Origin of the sequence: Rhizobium sp. AG855 (assembly GCF_003610655.1) — a bacterium.
GTDB classification, from domain to species: Bacteria; Pseudomonadota; Alphaproteobacteria; order Rhizobiales; family Rhizobiaceae; genus Allorhizobium; species Allorhizobium wuzhouense.
In genome coordinates this window covers 118,944-138,192 of sequence record NZ_RAQG01000005.1, presented here as the reverse complement: position 1 = coordinate 138,192, position 19,249 = coordinate 118,944, and the positions used below count along the sequence as shown (strand labels likewise).

At 60.1% G+C, this 19,249-nt stretch carries 18 protein-coding genes; 10 read left to right on the top strand and 8 right to left on the bottom strand.

All coding sequences use genetic code 11. The features are described 5' to 3' along the window. Window positions 1-9 precede the first annotated feature (9 nt). Genes DFO46_RS19895 through DFO46_RS19870 form a run of 6 tightly spaced genes read right to left on the bottom strand, consistent with a single transcriptional unit; the run spans window position 10 to window position 6,252 of the window. Complete coding sequence (locus tag DFO46_RS19895; RefSeq protein ID WP_120278758.1) at window positions 10-957, bottom strand: ABC transporter ATP-binding protein; 948 nt, start codon at window positions 955-957, stop codon at window positions 10-12. Then, window positions 954-1,919, bottom strand: a complete 966-nt coding sequence (locus DFO46_RS19890) for an ABC transporter ATP-binding protein (RefSeq protein ID WP_120278757.1) — start codon at window positions 1,917-1,919, stop codon at window positions 954-956. Before DFO46_RS19890 ends, DFO46_RS19895 begins: the two co-directional genes overlap by 4 nt. Continuing rightward, window positions 1,916-2,797, bottom strand: coding sequence for an ABC transporter permease (locus tag DFO46_RS19885; RefSeq protein ID WP_245422662.1), 882 nt, complete (start codon window positions 2,795-2,797; stop codon window positions 1,916-1,918). The genes DFO46_RS19890 and DFO46_RS19885 overlap by 4 nt, the downstream gene beginning before the upstream one ends. Then, a complete protein-coding gene (locus DFO46_RS19880; RefSeq protein ID WP_120278756.1) occupies window positions 2,794-3,720 on the bottom strand; it encodes an ABC transporter permease in 927 nt (308 codons plus the stop codon). Before DFO46_RS19880 ends, DFO46_RS19885 begins: the two co-directional genes overlap by 4 nt. Window positions 3,721-3,748: 28 nt before the next feature. After that, window positions 3,749-5,332 carry an ABC transporter substrate-binding protein gene (locus tag DFO46_RS19875; RefSeq protein ID WP_120278755.1) on the bottom strand — a complete coding sequence of 528 codons (1,584 nt, stop codon included), beginning with the start codon at window positions 5,330-5,332 and terminating at the stop codon, window positions 3,749-3,751. Between the two features lie 35 nt (window positions 5,333-5,367). After that, window positions 5,368-6,252 (bottom strand): MurR/RpiR family transcriptional regulator, encoded by an 885-nt coding sequence (locus DFO46_RS19870; protein WP_110792683.1) that lies wholly within the window; start codon window positions 6,250-6,252, stop codon window positions 5,368-5,370. Window positions 6,253-6,411: 159 nt separating this feature from the next. Between DFO46_RS19870 and menC the strand changes: the two genes are divergently transcribed. Together menC and DFO46_RS19860 are read left to right on the top strand one after the other, a co-directional pair. After that, the gene (gene menC, locus DFO46_RS19865) at window positions 6,412-7,554 is read left to right on the top strand and encodes an o-succinylbenzoate synthase (RefSeq protein ID WP_120278966.1); all 1,143 of its coding nucleotides are present in this window, start codon (window positions 6,412-6,414) and stop codon (window positions 7,552-7,554) included. Continuing rightward, the gene (locus DFO46_RS19860) at window positions 7,551-8,258 is read left to right on the top strand and encodes a GNAT family N-acetyltransferase (protein WP_120278754.1); all 708 of its coding nucleotides are present in this window, start codon (window positions 7,551-7,553) and stop codon (window positions 8,256-8,258) included. The genes menC and DFO46_RS19860 overlap by 4 nt, the downstream gene beginning before the upstream one ends. A gap of 722 nt (window positions 8,259-8,980) precedes the next feature. Here the strand turns inward: DFO46_RS19860 and DFO46_RS19855 are convergent. Next, on the bottom strand, window positions 8,981-9,808 hold the full coding sequence (locus DFO46_RS19855) for an SDR family oxidoreductase (RefSeq protein WP_120278965.1): 828 nt from the start codon (window positions 9,806-9,808) through the stop codon (window positions 8,981-8,983). Window positions 9,809-10,075: 267 nt separating this feature from the next. On the opposite strand from DFO46_RS19855, the gene DFO46_RS19850 reads away from it, so the two are divergent. The 6 genes from DFO46_RS19850 (at window position 10,076) to DFO46_RS19825 (ending at window position 16,742) form a co-directional block, all read left to right on the top strand. Next, window positions 10,076-10,330 (top strand): WGR domain-containing protein, encoded by a 255-nt coding sequence (locus DFO46_RS19850; protein ID WP_120278753.1) that lies wholly within the window; start codon window positions 10,076-10,078, stop codon window positions 10,328-10,330. A gap of 1,010 nt (window positions 10,331-11,340) precedes the next feature. After that, complete coding sequence (locus DFO46_RS19845; protein ID WP_120278752.1) at window positions 11,341-12,939, top strand: ABC transporter substrate-binding protein; 1,599 nt, start codon at window positions 11,341-11,343, stop codon at window positions 12,937-12,939. A gap of 171 nt (window positions 12,940-13,110) precedes the next feature. Continuing rightward, window positions 13,111-14,115 carry an ABC transporter permease subunit gene (locus DFO46_RS19840; protein ID WP_110792679.1) on the top strand — a complete coding sequence of 335 codons (1,005 nt, stop codon included), beginning with the start codon at window positions 13,111-13,113 and terminating at the stop codon, window positions 14,113-14,115. A 14-nt stretch (window positions 14,116-14,129) separates the two neighbouring features. Continuing rightward, window positions 14,130-15,038, top strand: a complete 909-nt coding sequence (locus tag DFO46_RS19835) for an ABC transporter permease subunit (protein ID WP_110792678.1) — start codon at window positions 14,130-14,132, stop codon at window positions 15,036-15,038. 1 nt (window position 15,039) lies between these two features. Continuing rightward, window positions 15,040-15,888, top strand: coding sequence for an ABC transporter ATP-binding protein (locus DFO46_RS19830; protein ID WP_110792677.1), 849 nt, complete (start codon window positions 15,040-15,042; stop codon window positions 15,886-15,888). Continuing rightward, window positions 15,885-16,742 (top strand): dipeptide ABC transporter ATP-binding protein, encoded by an 858-nt coding sequence (locus DFO46_RS19825; protein WP_120278751.1) that lies wholly within the window; start codon window positions 15,885-15,887, stop codon window positions 16,740-16,742. Before DFO46_RS19830 ends, DFO46_RS19825 begins: the two co-directional genes overlap by 4 nt. Window positions 16,743-16,797: 55 nt before the next feature. Here DFO46_RS19825 and DFO46_RS19820 read toward each other — a convergent pair whose 3' ends face one another. Next, window positions 16,798-17,262, bottom strand: coding sequence for an Lrp/AsnC ligand binding domain-containing protein (locus DFO46_RS19820; RefSeq protein ID WP_110792675.1), 465 nt, complete (start codon window positions 17,260-17,262; stop codon window positions 16,798-16,800). Between the two features lie 173 nt (window positions 17,263-17,435). Here DFO46_RS19820 and DFO46_RS19815 point away from each other — a divergent pair, with 173 nt between their 5' ends. Continuing rightward, window positions 17,436-18,608, top strand: a complete 1,173-nt coding sequence (locus DFO46_RS19815) for an amino acid aminotransferase (RefSeq protein ID WP_120278750.1) — start codon at window positions 17,436-17,438, stop codon at window positions 18,606-18,608. A 4-nt stretch (window positions 18,609-18,612) separates the two neighbouring features. Continuing rightward, window positions 18,613-19,242, top strand: coding sequence for a YitT family protein (locus DFO46_RS19810; protein ID WP_120278749.1), 630 nt, complete (start codon window positions 18,613-18,615; stop codon window positions 19,240-19,242). Window positions 19,243-19,249 lie beyond the last annotated feature (7 nt).

Below are 19,249 nucleotides of genomic sequence, written 5' to 3'. Positions count from 1 at the left end.
CTTCAACAGTCAAAGGGGGTGCAGGCAGGCGAAGGCATGACCATCGTGGCGCTCAAGACGAGGCACCTCGTCGTGACAGTCGCTGCTTGCGCGGCTGCACCGTGCTGCAAAGGCACAACCTTTGGGCAGACTGAACGGAGAGGGTATTTCGCCGGAGAGGGGTGCGATCGTCCTGCGGAGGCTCGGATCGGGCGCGAAGCTCGAATCCATCAGTGCTCGGGTATAGGGGTGACGCGGTGGCGTGCGGGGAGACGGGAGCACTTCGACCACGGAGCCGAGATACATGACGACGATCCGGTCGCAGAAGTAGCGAACCAGGCTGAGGTCATGGGAAATGAAGAGATAGGTGAGACCGAAGCGATCGCGCAGCGTTGCCAGAAGTTCGATGATCTGTGCCTGAACCGACACATCGAGGGAGGCCGTCGGCTCGTCCAGGATGACGAGAGCAGGCTTAAGCGCAAGGGCCCGAGCTATGCCCACCCGCTGGCGCTGGCCACCGGACAACTGGTGCGGATAACGTTGGGCGGTGGAAGCCGGAAGCCTGACACTGTCTAGCATCGCGCCAATCTCGTCAGGCGAGACCTGGCGAGACTGAACCGCGAACGGCTCCTCCAGGCTCCTGGCAATGGTGAACCGCGGGTCAAGCGATGAATAGGGATCCTGGAAGACCATCGCCATGCGTCGTCTGATCGCCTGAAGGTCGCGCCGATCCAGGTTGCCGAGGCTGACGCCATCAAGCGTCACGTCTCCTTCGCTCGGCTCGATCAACCGCATGATCAGTCGGGCCAGGGTCGACTTTCCACAACCCGATTCACCGACAACGCCGACCACTTCACCGCGTGACAGAGAGAGATCCACGTTTCGCACGGCTGTCATTTCGCGCGGTCGGGTGAACCAACCGCCGGCCGTTGCAAATCGCTTTGTCAGCCCCTGTATCGACAGCAACGGATCTGTCATGCGGGTTTTCCTTCTACCAGAAAACAGGTGGCCGCTCCGCTGGGGGAAAGAGGGCGAAGGAGAGGTTGCCTCGTCCGGCACGTTTCAAGGACCCGGTCGCAGCGCGGATGAAACCGGCACCCGGATGGAAAGTGAGCGGCGCCCGGAACGGTCCCGGGAATTCCGCGCAGTCCGCCGGCTTCCATTCCATCCCGCGGAATGCAGCCGATCAGTGCCTTGGTGTATGGATGGGCCGGCCTTTCAAAAAGTGATCCGACCGGCTGCTCTTCCGCAAGCCGGCCAGCATAGAGGACGGCCACGCGGTCGCATGCCTGGGCAACGACGCCCATATCGTGGGTTATCAGGAGCAGAGCGAGACCACGCTCCCGCACGAGGCCGGTCAGGATCTGGATAATCTGCGCCTGAACGGTTACGTCCAACGCTGTCGTGGGTTCATCCGCAACGATAAGGTCAGGATCTCCGGCGAGCGCCATGGCGATCACAATACGCTGCTTCATGCCGCCAGAGAGTTGATGAGGATAAGCTTCGGCAATCGCGCTTGCCTCGGGAATACGCAACTGCGCCAACAGGTCGAGGGTACGGGAACGGGCCTCCTTGCGGGAAAGACCCAAGTGGAGCCGCGAGACTATATCCACCTGTTCGCCGATCCGCTGGACCGGATCGAGCGCCGTCATGGGGTTTTGCATGACAAATCCAATTCGTCGGCCACGCAGCTTACGCAGGCCGGTTTCCCCCAGCCTCGCCATGTCCGTGCCATCGAACATGACGCGACCGCCGGTGATGCGTCCGCCGATCAAAGGCAAAAGGCCGGTTATGGTCAGCGCGGTGAGCGATTTTCCCGATCCGCTTTCACCGACGAGACCCAGGATTTGCCCCCGCTCGACGGAAAAACTCACCTCATCCAGCAAGGCGGCATTTCCGATGCTGACCGACAGGCCTTGCACGTCGAGAAGCGCGCTCATGGCTGGCTCCGGCGCGGGTCGCGAATATCCAGGGCGGCAATCAACGCGTCCCCGAAGAGATTGATGGCGATGACCGTCGACGCGACGGCGAGACCGGGAAAGATGATGATCCAGGGGGCCTTGAACAACAGTGCTGAGCCTGAAGACATCATCGACCCCCAGCTTGGCATGGGTGGTTGAGCGCCAAGGCCAAAGAAACCGAGGGTGGCTTCCAGAATGATCGCATCGCCGGTCGCCAACATGGCACTGACCAGCACAGGTGCGAGCGCGTTGGGGATCAGGTGACAGAAAAGCAGATGGCCGTGACCAGCGCCGAGACTTCGGGCCGCCTCGATATAGGTCTCGCCTTTCAGGGTCATGATCTGCGCACGCGCGAGCCTAGCGAATTGCGCGAGATAGGCAACCGCAATTGCCGCCATGGTGCCGCTGACACCCGGGCCTATGATTGCCACGAGGATAAGGGCGATCAGGATTTCAGGAAAAGACCAGGTGAGATCCACCATGGCAGTCACAATGCGGTCGAAGACACCGCCGAAATAGCCGGCCGCCGCCCCTATCGTCAAACCGGCGGTGACCGATATCAGGATCGAAATGCTGCTGACGGCCAACGATGTGCGGGCGCCCTGAAGGAGCCGCGTCAACAGGTCCCGACCAAACTCGTCCGTCCCCAGGAAATGCCCGGCTGAAGGTGGACCAAAAGCCTCCTTCAGCACTTGCGCATCATAGGCATAAGGGCTGAGGATCGGGCCGAATACGGCTCCGAGCACGACGAGTATCAACCAAGCACCTGCCAGAGCGCCGGATGGCCGGGAGAAGCTACGCCGCATCGGGCCGAGAACGGAGTGCCGCAGACCCTCAAATGTAATCCGGGCTGTCATGCCACAGCTCCCCTGACGCGCGGATCCATCGCCGCCTGCAGCAGATCGCCGAGCAGGGTTCCAAGCATGACAGCCATGGACAGCATCAACAGGCTCGCCTGTACCACGGGATAGTCGTGCTGGCTCAATGCCTTGATCAACAGGGTTCCCAATCCCGGTCGCGCAAAGACGACTTCAACAGTAACCGCACCGCCCAATATCCATCCGATCCGGAGCGCCAGAATGGTCACGACGGGGATCAGGGCATGCCGCAGGACATATCTGAGCTGAATTTCAAGGGGTGACAGGCCCTTTGCGTGCAAGAGAAGGACAAAGTCTCGCGATGCTATGTCGATCATCGAAATCCTCGTGATCCGCGCGACAAGCGCCGTACCACCAAAGCCGATGGTCAGCACCGGCAGTACGAGGGATGACCAAGTGCGTGCACCCGACACCGGGAACCAGCCCAATCCGACGGAGAAGGCGAGGATCAGCAGCAGACCAAGCCAGAAGCTCGGCAGCATCGATCCGAAGAGAACGCCGCCCATGACGAGACGATCGAGCCATCGGTCCTTTTGCAGGGCGGCGACAACGCCGAATGCAATCCCAAGAAGGGACGAGAAGGCAAGTGCCACCCCGCCGAGAAGCAATGAATGGGGAAGGGCTTGGGCGATGAGATCGGCGACCGGTCGACGCGCCACAATCGCGGTTCCCAGATCCCCCGTCAAAAGTTTGGAGAGCCACATCGCATACTGCACAGGCAGCGGCCGATCCAGGCCGTAGCGGGTCATCATTTCGGCCCGCTGTTCCGGTGGGGCGCCGACCTTCAGCAGATTGTCGATTGGATCCCCCGGGATGAAATGAAGGATCAGGAATATGACGACGGACACCGCGAGGAACACGGGAACGAGCATCAGCACGCGTCGAAGCGCATAAGCCAGCATGTTTACGTATCCCCCGCGGTCCTGTCCCTTACTCCTTGACTTCCATGTCCATGATCACGGTCGCGCCGACAGTCGGAGAGTGGATCTCTGCCGGCAGAACCAGTCTGTCCTTGTTGTAGGCGACGGAATTCACCGGCTGGTAGATCGGCGCCATCGGGTACTGCGAAAGGACATATTCGTGGTAGGCGGTGAAGTTCTTCACCCGTTCCGCCATGTTCTTCGAACCGCTCATCGCGCGCTTCCTGAGCTCCTCTGCCTTCGGGTCGTTGAACATGGAGATGTTCGGATAGCCGAGGCGGTCGCCGCCGAAGAACCAGTCGACGATATCAGCATTGTCCCAGTTGTAGGACCGGACTGCGAGCTGCTGATTGCCGCTCTTGTACTGGTCACGGATTGCCGAGCTGTCGAAGGTGGTGATTTCGCTGTCGATGCCGACAGCCTTGAGCTCGGCCTGGACGACTTCGGTCAGGCGGCGGAAGCTGGAATCGCTCTGGGTCCAAAGCGACACGCGAAGCGGCTTGCCGTCCTTCTCGCGGACCCCGTCTGCGCCCATCTTCCAGCCGGCCTCGTCCAGCAGAGCCTTGGAGCGATCCGGGTCATAGGAGATCTGGTATTTCGGATCGACCTTGGATTCCGGCAGGGCAGAGATCAGGAAGGTATTGGCCACTTCGCCAACGCCGCCATAGACGGAGTCCAGAATTTCCTTCTGGTTGATGGCCTTGGCTGCGGCTTCCCTGACCCGGATGTCGGTGAAAGGTTCCTTGGTCACATTGATAGGCATGTAGGCCACGTCCTGGCCCGCCAAGGTCACCACTTCCAGATTGCTCTCGCTCTTGAGTTCGCCGAGGAAGTCGGTGGGTACGCTGAGCAGCATGTCAACGCCACCGGACTTCAGCTCAAGGAAGGCTGTCGAATCTTCGGCGATTTCACGCAGGGTGATCTTGGCAATCTTTGCCTTGCCCCGGTTCTTGGCGAGCGACGATGCCCAGGCATAGTCCTCGTTGCGCACGAGCACGGTTTCCTGTCCGATCGTGAAGCTCTCAAGCTTGAACGGACCGGTGCCATAGACCTCGGTCACGCCATAGTTGTCGCCCAGCGCTTCAAAGGACTTGGGCTCGATGACGGAGAGATAGCTCGAGGAAAAATTGTAAAGCAGGTTCGGCTCAGGCCGGGACATCACGAACTTGACGGTCGCATCGTCGATCACCTCGACGGTCTGGATCGCCTCCGTCATGTAGGCGTTTTCCGAGGCCTTGAAGAGCTCAAGCCACTTTGCGACAGTTTGTGCATTGAAGGGCTCGCCGTTGTGGAACGTCACACCCTTCTTGAGATGGAAGATCCAGGACATGCCATCGGGAGCCTCCTCCCAGCTTTCTGCGAGCCAGGGATGGAAGGACAGATCTGCATCCTGCGCCACAAGACGGTCAAAGATCAGCGTGCTGCCGATGCTGAGGTTGGCGGCCTTGATCGGATTGTAGGTTGGCGAGCCAACCTCGTTGGAGGCCATGACAAAAACCGCCTCCTGGGCCAATGAAGGGCCTGCGGCGACCACGAGTGCCGCCAGGCTGACACCTGCGGCGATGATGGATTTGCGAATGTTCAGACGTGTCATTTCGGTCCTCTCTGCAGGTTATTGTTCTTGTGAAGTCATCGATCCCAGCGACGCTGCCGGTCAAACTGGCCGGTGTGGCCGATGAAATCGTCGTAATAGGCGGATATGCGCGCCATGCGTTCTTCGACTTCGGCGCCAAGTTCATTGAACACCCCGTTGACCAATAGGCCGATCAGCGAGGACATGGCCGATGTCGTGTCCCAGAAGTGGTTGAGGTCGGTTGGCACGGCGAAGATTTCTTCGACGACCCCAGTCGCCCAGTCGCAGTAGGGGTCCGTGATCAAACTGACGGGAATTCCGACTTCGTGCGCTGCGGTGGCGAGATCGCGGGTCAGCCGCGAGTAACGCCGCCCATCAATCAGGACGAGGGTCGTATCTTCTGGGGGTGAGAGCAGTACCTCTGCAAAATGCCCCCCTGCAATGTCGGCAAGCTGCACGCCCGGGCGCAAATACTGGAGATTGTGGACGAGTTCGGCGGCATGTCCCCGTTCGGTCTGAAACCCCGCCACGAACACATTCGGGCAGCGCGCAAGCCGCTTCACCGAGGTCTCGAACTCCGGGGTCGACGCGACCTCATAGACGGTGACGAGTGCCGCCATCTCCTTTTCGAGGGCGCGGGCAAGCTCGCCTTTGTCTGACTGACTGCGGCGATGGAAATCCTGCAGACGATCCCCGATCAACCAAGGCTGATCACCAAGATCCTGCTGCAGCCCGCCTTTCAGATCCTTGAGGCTTCTGTAGCCGATCGCGCGGCAAAAACGCCCTATCGAGGCCTCGGAAACCCCGACCTTGGCGGCAACGGTAGCGGCCGTCTCAAAAGGGAGAGACTGCAGATTGGACAAGAGGTAGGAGGCGATCGCCCGCTCGGCAGGCGTTCCGGAGGCAGCCTGCTGCTGCAGGCGCTGGCGCAGATCACTCATCTGGCTGCTCCCGCTGCTGTGCTGCATGTCCCCGTCAGTTCCAGACATCGTTATCCCCTCTGGTTAAAGAAAGACTGACAGAACTCTTTCATAACGTCAATCTTGCAAGAAAACTAAAATCAACATAGGTTCGGCTGAGCAGATTCAGGGATGCGCCACATGACTGAAAGACCGAGCGAGACTGAACCGCGTGCGCCACTGCGGATCGACGGAGCCGAACTTCGTCTGGTCCGTCTTCCCCTTCTCGTTCCATTCACGATCGCAACCGGCACCCTGCATGAAAAGGTGTTTCCTCTCCTGACGCTTTATTCGGCTGGCCTTCAGGGACACGCGGAGGGGGTCATGGACCCCCTGCCGGACTATCTTGAGGAGACGGTGGCTGGCGCCATGGACCTCACGCGGACAGTCTTGCTTCCGCAAATTATGGGGAAATCCTTCGATAATCCTCAGGCTCTTCACCGGTTGCTTGCACCGTGGCGGGGAAACGCCATGACCAAGGCCATGGTCGAGATGGCGTTCTGGGACCTGTGGGCAAAATCGCTCTCCTTGCCGCTCCAGACACTCCTCGGTGGATCAGGGGACGCAGTGGATGTGGGCGTCTCGCTTGGCATCATGCCCATCGATCAGACCCTTGACCGCGTCGAAAAACATGTCGGTGAGGGTTACAAGCGGATCAAGCTGAAGATCAAGCCCGGGCATGATCTCGAAGTCCTGCGAGCAGTTCGTGCGCGCTTTCCAAACGTGCATCTGACGGCCGATGCCAACAGCGCCTACACGCTGGCGGACAGTCCGTTGCTCGCGCGCCTGGACGAATTCGACCTGGACTATATCGAACAGCCGCTGGCCTGGAATGACATTCACGATCATGCCGTCCTGCAGAAGCGGCTAAGCACACCGGTCTGTCTCGACGAGAGCCTGAGGAGCCCCGAGGATGCCCGCAAGGCGCTGCAGTCCGATGCCGCACGCGTGATCAACATCAAGGTTGGGCGTTCGGGCGGATATATAAATTCGCTGCGGATCCACGATCTGGCTGAAGTCTTTTCAGTCCCGGTCTGGTGTGGAGGCATGCTCGAAAGCGGCATTGGCCGTGCCCACAATATCCATCTTTCGACCTTGTCAAACTTCCGAAAACCCGGCGACACATCCTCCGCAAGCCGCTACTTCCAGCGAGACATCATCGAGCAGAAGCTGGAAGCGAAAGACGGGCGGATGCCTGTTCCGCCAGGAACCGGGATCGGCGTATCGCTCGACCGGGCTTTCCTCGACCAGGTGACGATGGGGCTGGAAAGCTTCCGGCCATGACGAGCGTGCACATTCGCGACCTCAATGGAATTGCCGAATTCCGCCAGGCCGAAGCCCTCCAGGCTGAAGTCTGGGGTCATGGCGACACACCGGATGCTGCGGACCTGATGATGGTTATCCAGGCCGAGGGTGGACTTGTCGCAGGAGCATTCGTTGACGGACGTCTGGCCGGGTATGTCTTCGGCTTCCCGACCCGGGACCCAAACATTCAACACTCCCACCGGCTCGCGGTTGCTCCAGGCTTGCGGGGCAAAGGGCTCGGCGCAGAGCTCAAATGGTATCAGCGTGACTGGTGCCTGCAGCGCGGTATCCGGCATGTCCGCTGGACCTTCGATCCCTTGCGGATCACCAATGCGCGCCTCAACCTCAATCGGCTGGGTGGTCGCTCGTCGACCTACCTCGTCAACTACTATGGCGACATGGGCGGCATCAATACGGGGCTTCCTTCCGACCGGCTTCTTCTGGACTGGTATCTTGACGATCCGAAAGTCGCGCGGCGCGCTGAGGGCGAACTCCTGGACGATCACAGCGCGCATAGGCTCCTGGTACCGATTGACGACGGGAGCGGAACGCATATCGCAAAGGCGGAAGGGGCCGACGATCTATCGAGCCTTCTTGATCTTCGATCACGACTTCAGGACGCCCTCTCTCAAGGCTTTCACATCGTCGGTGTTGATAGCGGGCGTTATGTCCTCGACAAGTGAGGCCCTGGTCGCGGGCTTGGCGACGGCACGGAGCCTAGCCGCTCGTTCTGCGTGGTCGAAGAACGTGGTGGTAGAGTAGCGCCCGCCGGGCAAGGCCAACGCCGGTCAAGGGAACAGCGCGTTTCATTCCACTTGCATCGAGAGGACAGTGATTTCCGCAAAACCCGTCATCCAGGCGCGTGCGCTCGGAAACTCGTTTGATTGAACCCTCTCAAGGGAGCGTTCGCAGACCGAACCACTGTCAGGAGTGCTCAATCACGGGGCGGCATAGGCAATTCGCTGCTTTTGCAAGCCATTGAAATCATAACAGACAAAAAACATAACGAACGCCAACCCAGGCATAAAGTTCGCCACTGGTGATTCAACGCTCAGGGAGAAGCAGGAGACCGCTTCTGATGAGCAACCCGCACGACATCATATTACCCGGATCAGCGAACTGAGGGAAGGGTCACTTGATCGATAGAGCCGCTCATCGAGTTCATTCCACAGATTTGCAGCTCTTGATCCAATGTCGCACAGCCCCTCCCCGGCTGAGTGAATGCTCTGACGAAATCACCCCCGCTCCTTCGTGCCATCCCTTCCCACAGGACGCGCCTCGAACGGTCAAGTGAGGCACGCGCGGGATCGAACGAAATCGACGCGCCACCAATAATTTTGGCACCTTGGCTGCATGCTCTCCTGTCGTCAGGATTGGGAGCCCCCCTGCCCTACCGCCCTTCCAGTCAGAGTGTCATCGCTGCGCCAGGATGCGGGCTGTCCTCATAGGCTCCCCAGATCGACTGGTCGAAATTGATCGTCGCACCAGTCATCAGGCCGGATTCGTCCGAAGACAGGTAGGCGCAGGCACGGGCCACTTCGGCCGGATCAACGAGCCGGCCGAAAGGTTGACGCGCCGCAGCCTTCGACAGCCAGTCGGCGTCCGCGCCATGGTGCTCTCGCTGAATCCGATCTTCACCGTCGCTCGCCATCCACCCGATATTGAGTGCATTCACACGTATGCGATTCCTGAGAAGGGCAAAGGCGGTATTGCGAGTCAGCGTGTCGACAGCTCCCTTCGAGGCGCAGTAGGCCGCGATGAAGGGCTGACCCGCCATCGATGACATCGAGGAGATGTTGACGATCGTTCCTTCAACCTGCGTCTCTATCATCAGCTTGATGGTGTCCTGCATCAGAAAAAATGGCGCGCGCGTATTGATGGCAATCATGCGATCGAAGAGCGCCGGGTCGGTATCGAGGATCGTGCCGCGATCGGTGATGGCCGCGACATTCACCAGCGCGTCGACACGGCCGAATTTGGCTTTGGCAACGGCGATGACCTTGCGGCATTCGTCGACCTCCGCCAGGTCGGCCGCGACAAATTCGACTTGGCACCCATAGCGGCGACGGAGGTCATCCGCCCTCGCCTGCCCCTTGTCCACGCTGCGGCCGCAGATAACGAGACCACTGGCGCCGCGCTCAGCAAAAAGGCGTGCGACTTCGGCTCCCAGCCCCTGGGTGCCGCCCGTGACCACCGCAAACTTACCATCCATTCTTCCCATGACACTCCTCATTTCTGCATGGCCAACCAAGCTCTCGGGTCCCACCATTGCCCGCTTCAAAAGCCGCCGCCATGTTCCTCTTCCTCGATGGCAGCGCAAGTCCCCGAGCGACATCCGGCAGCGGCATTGTCTGGAACCCGTCGGTTGACAGCTGTCAACACCTGGCGGTGGACGACAGACGAAACGCACCGCAAACCATCAGCGGCATGAATCGATGGTGCCAGACCGATTCCATTTATGCGTTGGACCTGACACCTCAAGGTGTCGGAGACTCTGCGCATGACACAAGCGCCCTTTGACTGCGTCCACCTGCACCGCATAGATCCCTCCATCAACATGGCACGCTTCTATCGCGTCACGATGGAAAAGACCTTGTTCGGCGAAACGGTCATCCGCCGCTCGTGGGGACGTATCGGCACACGAGGGCAGAGCCTCACGCTTACGCTCGCGACAGACGCGGATGCCCAACGAATGGCCTGCGAGATGGAGCGCAGAAAGCGTCGGCGCGGCTACCGCGAGCCAGGCGTGTCGTAACTCACCGACCCAACTTTAGGGCAGGGGCAGGGGCAGGGCGCGACAGCCGAAGGATGTTGACAGCTGTCAACAGGCCCCGCGCGGCGTCGTAAGACATACCCAAACAGCACCATTTATCCGCAGCCACCAAAGGACCCTCGTTCCAAACCCCGCAAGCCGAACTCCCTTCAACTCGCACCAAAGACATCCGGCGACGCCCCTGCCATCTCGCCGACGCGACTTTCATCAACCGATGGGGCGGGGCAGGGATAGGGTAGGGTAGGGTAGGGTAGGGTAGAAGACACCTACATGGTCGAGTGCATCAAGAGGCCAGCCCGCGGCGCGATGGCCGCCCCTCTGTCGCTTCACCTGCCTGCCGGACCACGATGAATTCACGCACCATCAGCGATCAAACAAGATCGGCTTCCCAAGGACATACCACAACCGCCATCTCCGTTCTGAAGGACAGCCTTCATTCGACATGAATGGGAAAGCAGGCAACGTAGCATTGCAAGGCACCACTGCAACCGCCCACGCAACACGGTGCTGGGCCAAGGCGCGGCACAGAATACCGTAAATCCGGAGACAGCCTTTGCGCATGACGTTATGCCCATAAAAGCATCAACTTTGCCTCATCCCGCCCTTTTCTCGTTGCGACGCAGGGCGGATAAAGACGCTAAACGCTCGGCGAATTTGGGTTATCGCCATTTCCGGATTTTTTAAATGACCAGACGGAAAACGCCGAATGATTGTGCGCAACATCTACATTTTGCCGAAATCTGGACCGAATTGCAGGGGAAATGCGGCAGAATTTCTCTTTACAACATTTTCGAAGCCGATAAGACAATGCGTTAGTGATCTAACAGGCGGGGCTGGACGGTTGTCATTTTGCGACTTTCCCAGCCCTTGGCGATCGATCGCCGGATCTGGCTTGTCGCCCGATCCGAAAAAAACACGGGCGCGAAACACGCGCTGCGGAACCAAAAGAACCGGCGAGACGGGTTTCCGTCTTCGCCTTTGGGAGACTGTTGATGAAAACCAAATTCGCCTTTGCTGCTGCGGCACTTGCTGCGGCGACCTTCCTGTCGGGTGCTGCGAGCGCCAAGACCTTTGTGTATTGCTCGGAAGGTTCGCCGGAAGGCTTCGACCCCGGCATGTACACCGCCGGCACGACCTTCGACGCCTCCGCCCATCCGGTCTACAGCCGTCTGATGGAATTCAAGCCGGGCACCACGGAAGCTGAAGCCGGCTTGGCTGAAAGCTATGAAGTCAACGCTGAAGGCACCGAATACACCTTCAAGCTGCGTCCCGGCGTCAAGTTCCACACGACCGAATTCTTCACGCCGTCGCGTGACCTCAACGCCGACGACGTCATTTTCTCGCTGGAACGCCAGATCAAGGCCGACCATCCGTGGGCCCAGTATGTCGCCGGCACGTCCTGGGAATATGCTGCAGGCATGGGCTTCCCGGAACTGATCAAGTCGATCGAGAAGGTCGATGACCTGACCGTCAAGTTCACGCTCAACCGTCCGGAAGCACCGTTCCTCGCAAACCTCGCGATGCCGTTCGCCTCGATCCTGTCGAAGGAATACGCCGACAAGCTCGAAGCCGAAGGCAAGAAGGAACAGCTGAACCAGATGCCGGTTGGCACCGGTCCGTTCATCTTTGTCGGCTATCAGCAGGATGCCGTCATCCGCTTCAAGAAGAATGCCGACTACTGGGGTGGCGCACCGAAGATCGACGATCTCGTCTTCGCGATCACCACGGATGCCGCCGTTCGTTACCAGAAGCTCAAGGCTGGCGAATGCCACCTGATGCCGTTCCCGAACGCTGCCGACGTCGAATCGATGAAGGCTGATCCGTCGCTCACCGTGATGGAGCAGGAAGGCCTGAACGTCGCCTACCTCGCCTACAACACGACCCAGGCTCCGTTCGACAAGCCGGAAGTCCGCAAGGCGCTGAACAAGGCGATCAACAAGGCCGCCATCGTTGACGCCGTCTTCCAGGGCATGGCAACGCCGGCGAAGAACCCGATCCCGCCGACCATGTGGTCCTACAACGAAGCGACCGTCGACGACGCCTACGACCTCGACGCCGCCAAGAAGGAACTCGAGGCCGCTGGCGTGAAGGATCTTTCGATGAAGATCTGGGCGATGCCGGTGTCGCGTCCCTACATGCTGAACGCCCGTCGCGCGGCTGAAATCATGCAGGACGACTTCGCCAAGGTCGGCGTCAAGGTCGAGATCGTTTCCTATGAATGGGCCGAATACCTCGACCGTTCGAAGGCCAAGGATCGCGATGGTGCCGTCATGCTCGGCTGGACGGGTGACAACGGCGATCCGGACAACTTCCTCGACACCCTCCTGGGTTGTGAAGCTGTTGGCGGAAACAACCGTGCGCAGTGGTGCAACGAAGAGTTCAACGCGCTTGTGAAGAAGGCCAAGGTCACGTCCGACCAGGCTGAGCGCACCAAGCTCTATGAAGAAGCCCAGACCGTCTTCAAGCGCGAAGCGCCTTGGGCGACGATCGACCACTCGCTCTCGGTCGTGCCGATGCGCAAGGAAGTTTCCGGCTTCGTTCAGAGCCCGCTTGGTGACTTCACCTTCGAAAACGTCGATATCGCCGAGTAATCGGACCGATCATTCTTTCGCCGCGGGCCATTGCGCCCGCGGCGATTGTCGTTGAAGCTGCCGACGAATGCGGCCGCGCCTCGGTTCGATATCCGTCGCGGTCAAGCGAGCAGCCCCGGAATGCCGTGCGCACCGGGATTGACCATCACAAGAAAAAAAACAGGTCCACATATGTTTGGCTTTCTCCTGCGCCGGCTTGCCGTCCTGATCCCGACTTTCGTCGGCGTCTCGATCATTGCCTTCGCCTTCATCCGGCTGCTGCCGGGCGACCCCGTCGCACTTCTCTCCGGTGAACGAGTCATGTCGCCAGAACGGCATGCCGAGATCAGTGCCAATCTCGGCCTCGACCGGCCGCTGGTGGTGCAGTATTTCGATTACCTCGGGGGCGTGATGAAGGGTGACTTCGGCACCTCGATCGTCTCGAAGAGCCCGATCATCGATCAGTTCTTCGCTCTTTTCCCGGCAACCGTCGAACTGTCCTTCTGCGCGATCCTGATCGCCATTGCGATCGGTGTTCCAGCCGGCATCATCGCGGCCATCAAACGAGGTTCGGCTTTCGACCAGACGATGATGGGCATCGCACTCGTCGGCTACTCCATGCCGATCTTCTGGTGGGGCCTGCTGCTGATCATCCTCTTTTCCGGTATCCTGCAATGGACTCCGGTTTCGGGCCGCATATCCCTGATGTTCTTCTTCCCGCCCGTCACCGGCTTCATGCTGATCGACAGCCTGTTGTCGGGCCAGAAGGGGGCTTTCGCCTCGGCCGTCAGCCATCTCATTCTGCCGTCGATCGTGCTCGCCACCATTCCGCTCGCAGTCATTGCACGTCAGACCCGCTCCGCCATGCTCGAAGTGCTGTCGGAAGACTATATCCGGACCGCCCGCGCGAAAGGTCTTTCGCCCTTCCGCGTCGTCAGCCTGCATGCGCTGCGCAATGCCATGATCCCGGTCATCACCACGATCGGCCTGCAGATCGGCGTCATGCTTGCCGGCGCCATCCTCACCGAGACGATCTTCTCCTGGCCGGGCATCGGCAAGTGGATGGTCGACAGCGTCTTCCGCCGCGATTACCCGGTCATCCAGGGGGGCCTCCTCCTGATCGCCGGCATCATCATGGTCGTGAATCTGATCGTCGACCTGCTCTACGGCCTGATCAACCCGCGCATCCGCCACTAGAAGGATAAAATCCCATGGCAGAGACAACATCCAGCCAGCCGGTCACCAGCGCGCAGATGCGCCGCCAGATGCTGGCCGAATTCTGGTTCTACTTCTCCGAAAATCGCGGTGCGGTCATCGGCCTTGTCGTGTTCATCGCCCTTGTGCTGATCGCCGTCTTCGCCAGCGTGATTGCACCTCATTCGCCGTTCGAGCAATATCGCGACGTGGTTCTCCTGCCGCCAGCCTGGCTCGAAGGCGGCAATTGGAGCTATCCGCTCGGCACCGATCCCGTCGGTCGCGACATCCTGTCCCGACTGATCTACGGCTCGCAATATTCACTGTTCATCGGTGTGTTCGTCACGACGCTGTCGCTGACGACGGGCATCGCGATCGGTGTGATCGCCGGCTTTTACGGCGGCTGGCTTGATACGGCGATCATGCGCTTGATGGACATCATCCTGGCCTTCCCGTCCTTGCTGCTGGCGCTGGTTCTCGTCGCCATCCTCGGCCCGGGACTGACCAATGGCATGATTGCCATCGCGCTGACCCTGCAGCCGCATTTCGTTCGTCTGACTCGTGCAGCAGTCATGTCGGAAAAATCGCGTGACTATGTCACGGCAGCCCGTCTTGCCGGCGCAAGTCCGCTCCGCCTGATGTTCAAGACGATCCTGCCGAACTGCATGGCGCCGCTGATCGTCCAGGCGACGCTGTCCTTCTCGAATGCCATTCTCGATGCAGCCGCCCTCGGCTTCCTCGGCATGGGCGCGCAGCCGCCGGCTCCGGAATGGGGCACGATGCTCGCAGAAGCGCGCGAATTCATCCTGCGCGCCTGGTGGGTCGTGACCTTCCCAGGTCTCGCGATCCTGATCACGGTGCTTGCCATCAACCTGATGGGCGACGGCTTGCGCGACGCGCTCGACCCCAAGCTGAAGAGGTCCTGATATGGCGCTTCTCGATATCAAAAACCTCACCGTCGAATTCGAAACCTCGACCGGCTGGTTCAAGGCCGTGGATGGCATCTCACTGTCGATCGAGCCGGGCGAAGTTCTCGCCATTGTCGGCGAGAGCGGATCCGGCAAATCGGTCGCCATGCTCGCCGTCATGGGCCTCTTGCCCTGGACCGCGAAAATCACGGCCGATCACATGCTCTTCCAAGGCCGCGACATCGCCAGGATATCGGCCAATGAGCGACGCAAGCTGATCGGCAAGGACGTGGCGATGATCTTCCAGGAGCCGGTCGCCAGCCTCAATCCGTGCTTCACCGTCGGCTTCCAGATCGAGGAAGTCCTGAAGCTCCATATGGGATTGGGCAAGGCCGAGCGGCGGGCGCGCGCCATCGAGCTTTTCAAGCTGGTCGGCCTTCCGGATCCAGCCGAACGGCTGAACCATTTCCCGCACCAGATGTCGGGCGGCCAATGCCAGCGCGTGATGATCGCCATCGCGATCGCCTGCAATCCGAAGCTCCTGATTGCCGACGAGCCGACCACCGCACTCGATGTGACCATCCAGAAGCAGATTCTCGACCTTCTGATGAAGCTGCAAGCCGAGACCGGTATGGGGCTCATCATGATCACCCATGACATGGGCGTGGTCGCCGAGACCGCCGACCGCGTCATCGTGCAATACAAGGGCAAGAAGATGGAGGAAGCCGACGTGCTCTCGCTCTTCGAAAGCCCGAAAAGCGCCTATACCCGGGCATTGTTGTCCGCGCTTCCGGAAAACGCCACCGGCGACCGCCTGACCACGGTCTCCGACTTCCTGGCTGCCGCTGAAACAGGAGGTGCCGCATGACCGCCACAACGCAGACCCCGATGCTCGAGATCCGCGACATCAAGCGTGACTACCGCGTGCCACAAGGTGTTTTCAAAGAGGACAAGATTGTCCATGCGGTGAAGGGCGTCTCCTTCAAACTCGACAAAGGCAAGACGCTTGCCATCGTCGGCGAAAGCGGTTGTGGCAAGTCCACGCTCGCGCGCATCCTGACCTTCATCGACGAGCCGACAGCGGGCGACCTGCTGATCGACGGTCAGAAGGTCGACACGCGTCCGGGTCACCTGACGGCCGATATGCGCCAGAAGGTGCAGATCGTCTTCCAGAACCCCTATGGTTCACTGAACCCGCGCCAGAAGATCGGCGACGTGCTCGGCGAACCGCTGCTCATCAACACCAAGATGAGTGATGCAGAACGGCGTGAACGGGCAACGGAGATGCTGATCAAGGTTGGTCTCGGTCCTGAGCACTACAACCGCTATCCGCACATGTTCTCCGGCGGCCAGCGCCAGCGCATCGCGATTGCGCGTGCCTTGATGCTCAATCCGAAGCTGCTCGTGCTCGACGAGCCTGTCTCGGCACTCGATCTCTCGGTCCAGGCCCAGGTCTTGAACCTGCTTGCCGACCTTCAGGAAGAGTTCGGCCTGACCTACGTCTTCATCAGCCACGACCTCTCCGTCGTGCGTTACATCGCCGACGAGGTGATGGTGATGTATTACGGTGAAGCGGTCGAATACGGCACACGGGACGCTGTCTTCTCCGATCCGCAGCACGCCTATACGCGCACGCTCTTTGCTGCGACCCCGAAGGCGGATGTCGAATCCATCAGGGCCCGGATGGCCAAGCGCGGCAAGATCGCCGCTGTTGCCGGCTGAGGTTGTTTCCATCCTCAGCAGGGCAGGGGAGGGGCGCTCGAAGGCGCCCCTTTTCTCATTCCGGCAGATAGCCGTAAGAGATCTTCGGACTGTCGAAGACCATGGTCGAGCGGATCGTCTTGATCTCCGCCAGACGATCGAATTCCTGCCAGATCAGCCGCTTGAAATCGGCCATGTCGCGCACCGAGATCTTGAGAAGAAAATCGAAATCACCGGCAACCGCGTGGATCTCGACGACCTCCGCGAGCTTGCCGACATGCGCGATGAACCGTTCGCCGACCTGGGGGGTGGTGCGGTCAAGGGTGATCTCGACAAAGGCCTGCAGGCCGAGGCCCACTTCACCAGGATCGATCACGATCCTCTGCCGGATGACGCCGGTCGCGTAGAGGCGTGACAGCCGCCGGGAAAGAGGGGCAGCCGTCAGACCGACGCGGTCGGCAAGCTCCGCATTGCTGAGACCTGCGTCCTCAAGCAGGCAGGCGATGATCCGGCGATCAATCCTGTCGAGTTCCAAAGTCAAAGTCTACGTTGCTCCATCCAATCAAGCGAATATGCGCACCATTATTGCGCCATGAGAGATATGTGCGCAATCCTCTGCAAGTGGGCGAAGGGTAGGCCCGCAAATCCGCAGAGACTTTGCGCGCGAAACTTGCTATTTTTCCGTCACCTCAACACCCATGGCCAAGGTCCATCATGTTCGACAAGCTCGCTTCTCAGCCGAACGATCCGCTGCTCGCCCTGATCGGGCTCTATAACGACGACAGCCGCACGGACAAGATCGACCTCGGCGTCGGCGTCTACCGCGACGACATGGGCAACACTCCGGTGTTACGCTCGGTAAAGGCGGCCGAAAAGCTGCTATTGGAGACCCAGTCCAGCAAGTCTTACGTGGCACCGGAAGGCGACCGCGTGTTCCTCGACCTGCTCTGGGACCTGGTGGGTGGCAAGGCAACGGGCAGGTTTGCAGCCGGGGTTCAGACGCCCGGTGGGTCCGGCGCGCTGCGTCTCGCTTCCGACCTGATTGCAAGGGCAGGCACAGGCCGCCTGCATCTCGGCCTGCCGAGTTGGCCCAACCATGCCGGCATTTTCGGGGCAACCGGCCTCAATGTCGAAACGCATGTCTATTTCGACGTGCCGACACAGGATGTGCGTTTTTCCAGTGTGATGAAGGCCTTCAGCGAAGCTCAGCGCGGTGATGCCGTGCTCATTCATGCCAGCTGCCACAATCCAACGGGGGCAGGGTTCACGCCTGCTCAATGGGCGGAACTCGCCTCGGTGATCGCCGAGAGGCGGCTGGTTCCCCTGATCGATTCTGCCTACCAGGGTTTTGGTGCAGGGATCGAGGAAGACGTGGCGGGTCTGCGCACGCTGATTGCGGCAGCCCCTGAGGCGCTGGTTGCTGTCTCCTGCTCAAAGTCCTTCGGCATCTATCGCGAGCGCACGGGGGCAATTTTCGCGGTCGCACAGACGCAGGCGGCGGCGGACACCGCCCGATCCAACCTGGTCACTCTGGCTCGCACAAGCTATTCCATGCCGCCGGATCATGGAGCGGCCGTCGTGCGCACCATTCTTGCTTCAGATGTCCTGCGGAAGGACTGGATGGACGAGCTGAACGCCATGCGCGGTCGTCTTCAGGGGCTGCGCCGCGAACTCGCAAGCGCTCTTTCCGACGGCTGGCAACTGGCCCCACAACTCGCCGAGCAACAGGGCATGTTCTCGCTGCTTCCGCTGAAGGAGGCCGATGTGCTGACGTTGCGCAAGGCGCACGGCATCTACATGCCGACCTCCGGCCGCATCAACATTGCCGGCCTGAAGAGTGCCGACATCGAGCGCGTTGCAACCGTACTGACACCGCTGCTCGGATAAGACCATGACCACCACGACCGCGACGAATGTGGCGCGTGCCGAGCGGCACCGCCTCTATGAAGACGTGCTTGCAATGATTTCCGGAACGATGTTCGTTTCCCTCGGCACGCTGATTTACGCAAAGACCATGCTGACGGTTGGCTCGAGTGCCGGTCTGGCGCTGCTTTTGTCCTATGCGAGCGGCTGGGGTTTCGGGCTGATCTTCTTCCTGATCAACCTGCCTTTCTATATTCTCGCGGTCAAACGCATGGGCTGGCCCTTCACGCTTCGCACCTTCACGGCAGTCGCTTTGGTCTCGGTTCTGTCGAAGTTCAACAGCCAGTGGATTGATTTTGCCCATCTCGACCCGCTCTATGCCACGGTGATCGGCGGCGGGTTGATCGGGACAGGCTTGCTAGTGCTGTTTCGTCACCGCACGGGACTCGGCGGCATCAACATCCTGGCCATGTATCTGCAGGAAAAGATCGGTCTGCGCGCCGGCTACTTCCAGCTCGGCGTTGACTTCTCGATCCTCGCCGCCGCCTATTTTGTTCTGCCGGCCGACCGGCTGGCGCTGTCAGTGCTGGGCGCTGCGATCACCAACCTGATCCTCGCCATCAACCACAAGCCCGGCCGCTACATGGGTTTGAGCTGATCGCTCT

What these genes read in the sequence shown, in the direction of transcription:
- DFO46_RS19835 (WP_110792678.1), top strand. Translation starts at nt 14,130, where the DNA reads ATGGCAGAGACAACATCCAGCCAGCCGGTCACCAGCGCGCAGATGCGC.
- DFO46_RS19825 (WP_120278751.1), top strand. Translation starts at nt 15,885, where the DNA reads ATGACCGCCACAACGCAGACCCCGATGCTCGAGATCCGCGACATCAAG.
- DFO46_RS19855 (WP_120278965.1), bottom strand. Translation starts at nt 9,808, where the DNA reads ATGAGGAGTGTCATGGGAAGAATGGATGGTAAGTTTGCGGTGGTCACG.
- DFO46_RS19890 (WP_120278757.1), bottom strand. Translation starts at nt 1,919, where the DNA reads ATGAGCGCGCTTCTCGACGTGCAAGGCCTGTCGGTCAGCATCGGAAAT.
- DFO46_RS19880 (WP_120278756.1), bottom strand. Translation starts at nt 3,720, where the DNA reads ATGCTGGCTTATGCGCTTCGACGCGTGCTGATGCTCGTTCCCGTGTTC.
- DFO46_RS19810 (WP_120278749.1), top strand. Translation starts at nt 18,613, where the DNA reads ATGACCACCACGACCGCGACGAATGTGGCGCGTGCCGAGCGGCACCGC.
- DFO46_RS19840 (WP_110792679.1), top strand. Translation starts at nt 13,111, where the DNA reads ATGTTTGGCTTTCTCCTGCGCCGGCTTGCCGTCCTGATCCCGACTTTC.
- DFO46_RS19875 (WP_120278755.1), bottom strand. Translation starts at nt 5,332, where the DNA reads ATGACACGTCTGAACATTCGCAAATCCATCATCGCCGCAGGTGTCAGC.
- DFO46_RS19830 (WP_110792677.1), top strand. Translation starts at nt 15,040, where the DNA reads ATGGCGCTTCTCGATATCAAAAACCTCACCGTCGAATTCGAAACCTCG.
- DFO46_RS19815 (WP_120278750.1), top strand. Translation starts at nt 17,436, where the DNA reads ATGTTCGACAAGCTCGCTTCTCAGCCGAACGATCCGCTGCTCGCCCTG.
- menC (WP_120278966.1), top strand. Translation starts at nt 6,412, where the DNA reads ATGACTGAAAGACCGAGCGAGACTGAACCGCGTGCGCCACTGCGGATC.
- DFO46_RS19860 (WP_120278754.1), top strand. Translation starts at nt 7,551, where the DNA reads ATGACGAGCGTGCACATTCGCGACCTCAATGGAATTGCCGAATTCCGC.
- DFO46_RS19885 (WP_245422662.1), bottom strand. Translation starts at nt 2,797, where the DNA reads ATGACAGCCCGGATTACATTTGAGGGTCTGCGGCACTCCGTTCTCGGC.
- DFO46_RS19895 (WP_120278758.1), bottom strand. Translation starts at nt 957, where the DNA reads ATGACAGATCCGTTGCTGTCGATACAGGGGCTGACAAAGCGATTTGCA.
- DFO46_RS19845 (WP_120278752.1), top strand. Translation starts at nt 11,341, where the DNA reads ATGAAAACCAAATTCGCCTTTGCTGCTGCGGCACTTGCTGCGGCGACC.
- DFO46_RS19870 (WP_110792683.1), bottom strand. Translation starts at nt 6,252, where the DNA reads ATGAGTGATCTGCGCCAGCGCCTGCAGCAGCAGGCTGCCTCCGGAACG.
- DFO46_RS19850 (WP_120278753.1), top strand. Translation starts at nt 10,076, where the DNA reads ATGACACAAGCGCCCTTTGACTGCGTCCACCTGCACCGCATAGATCCC.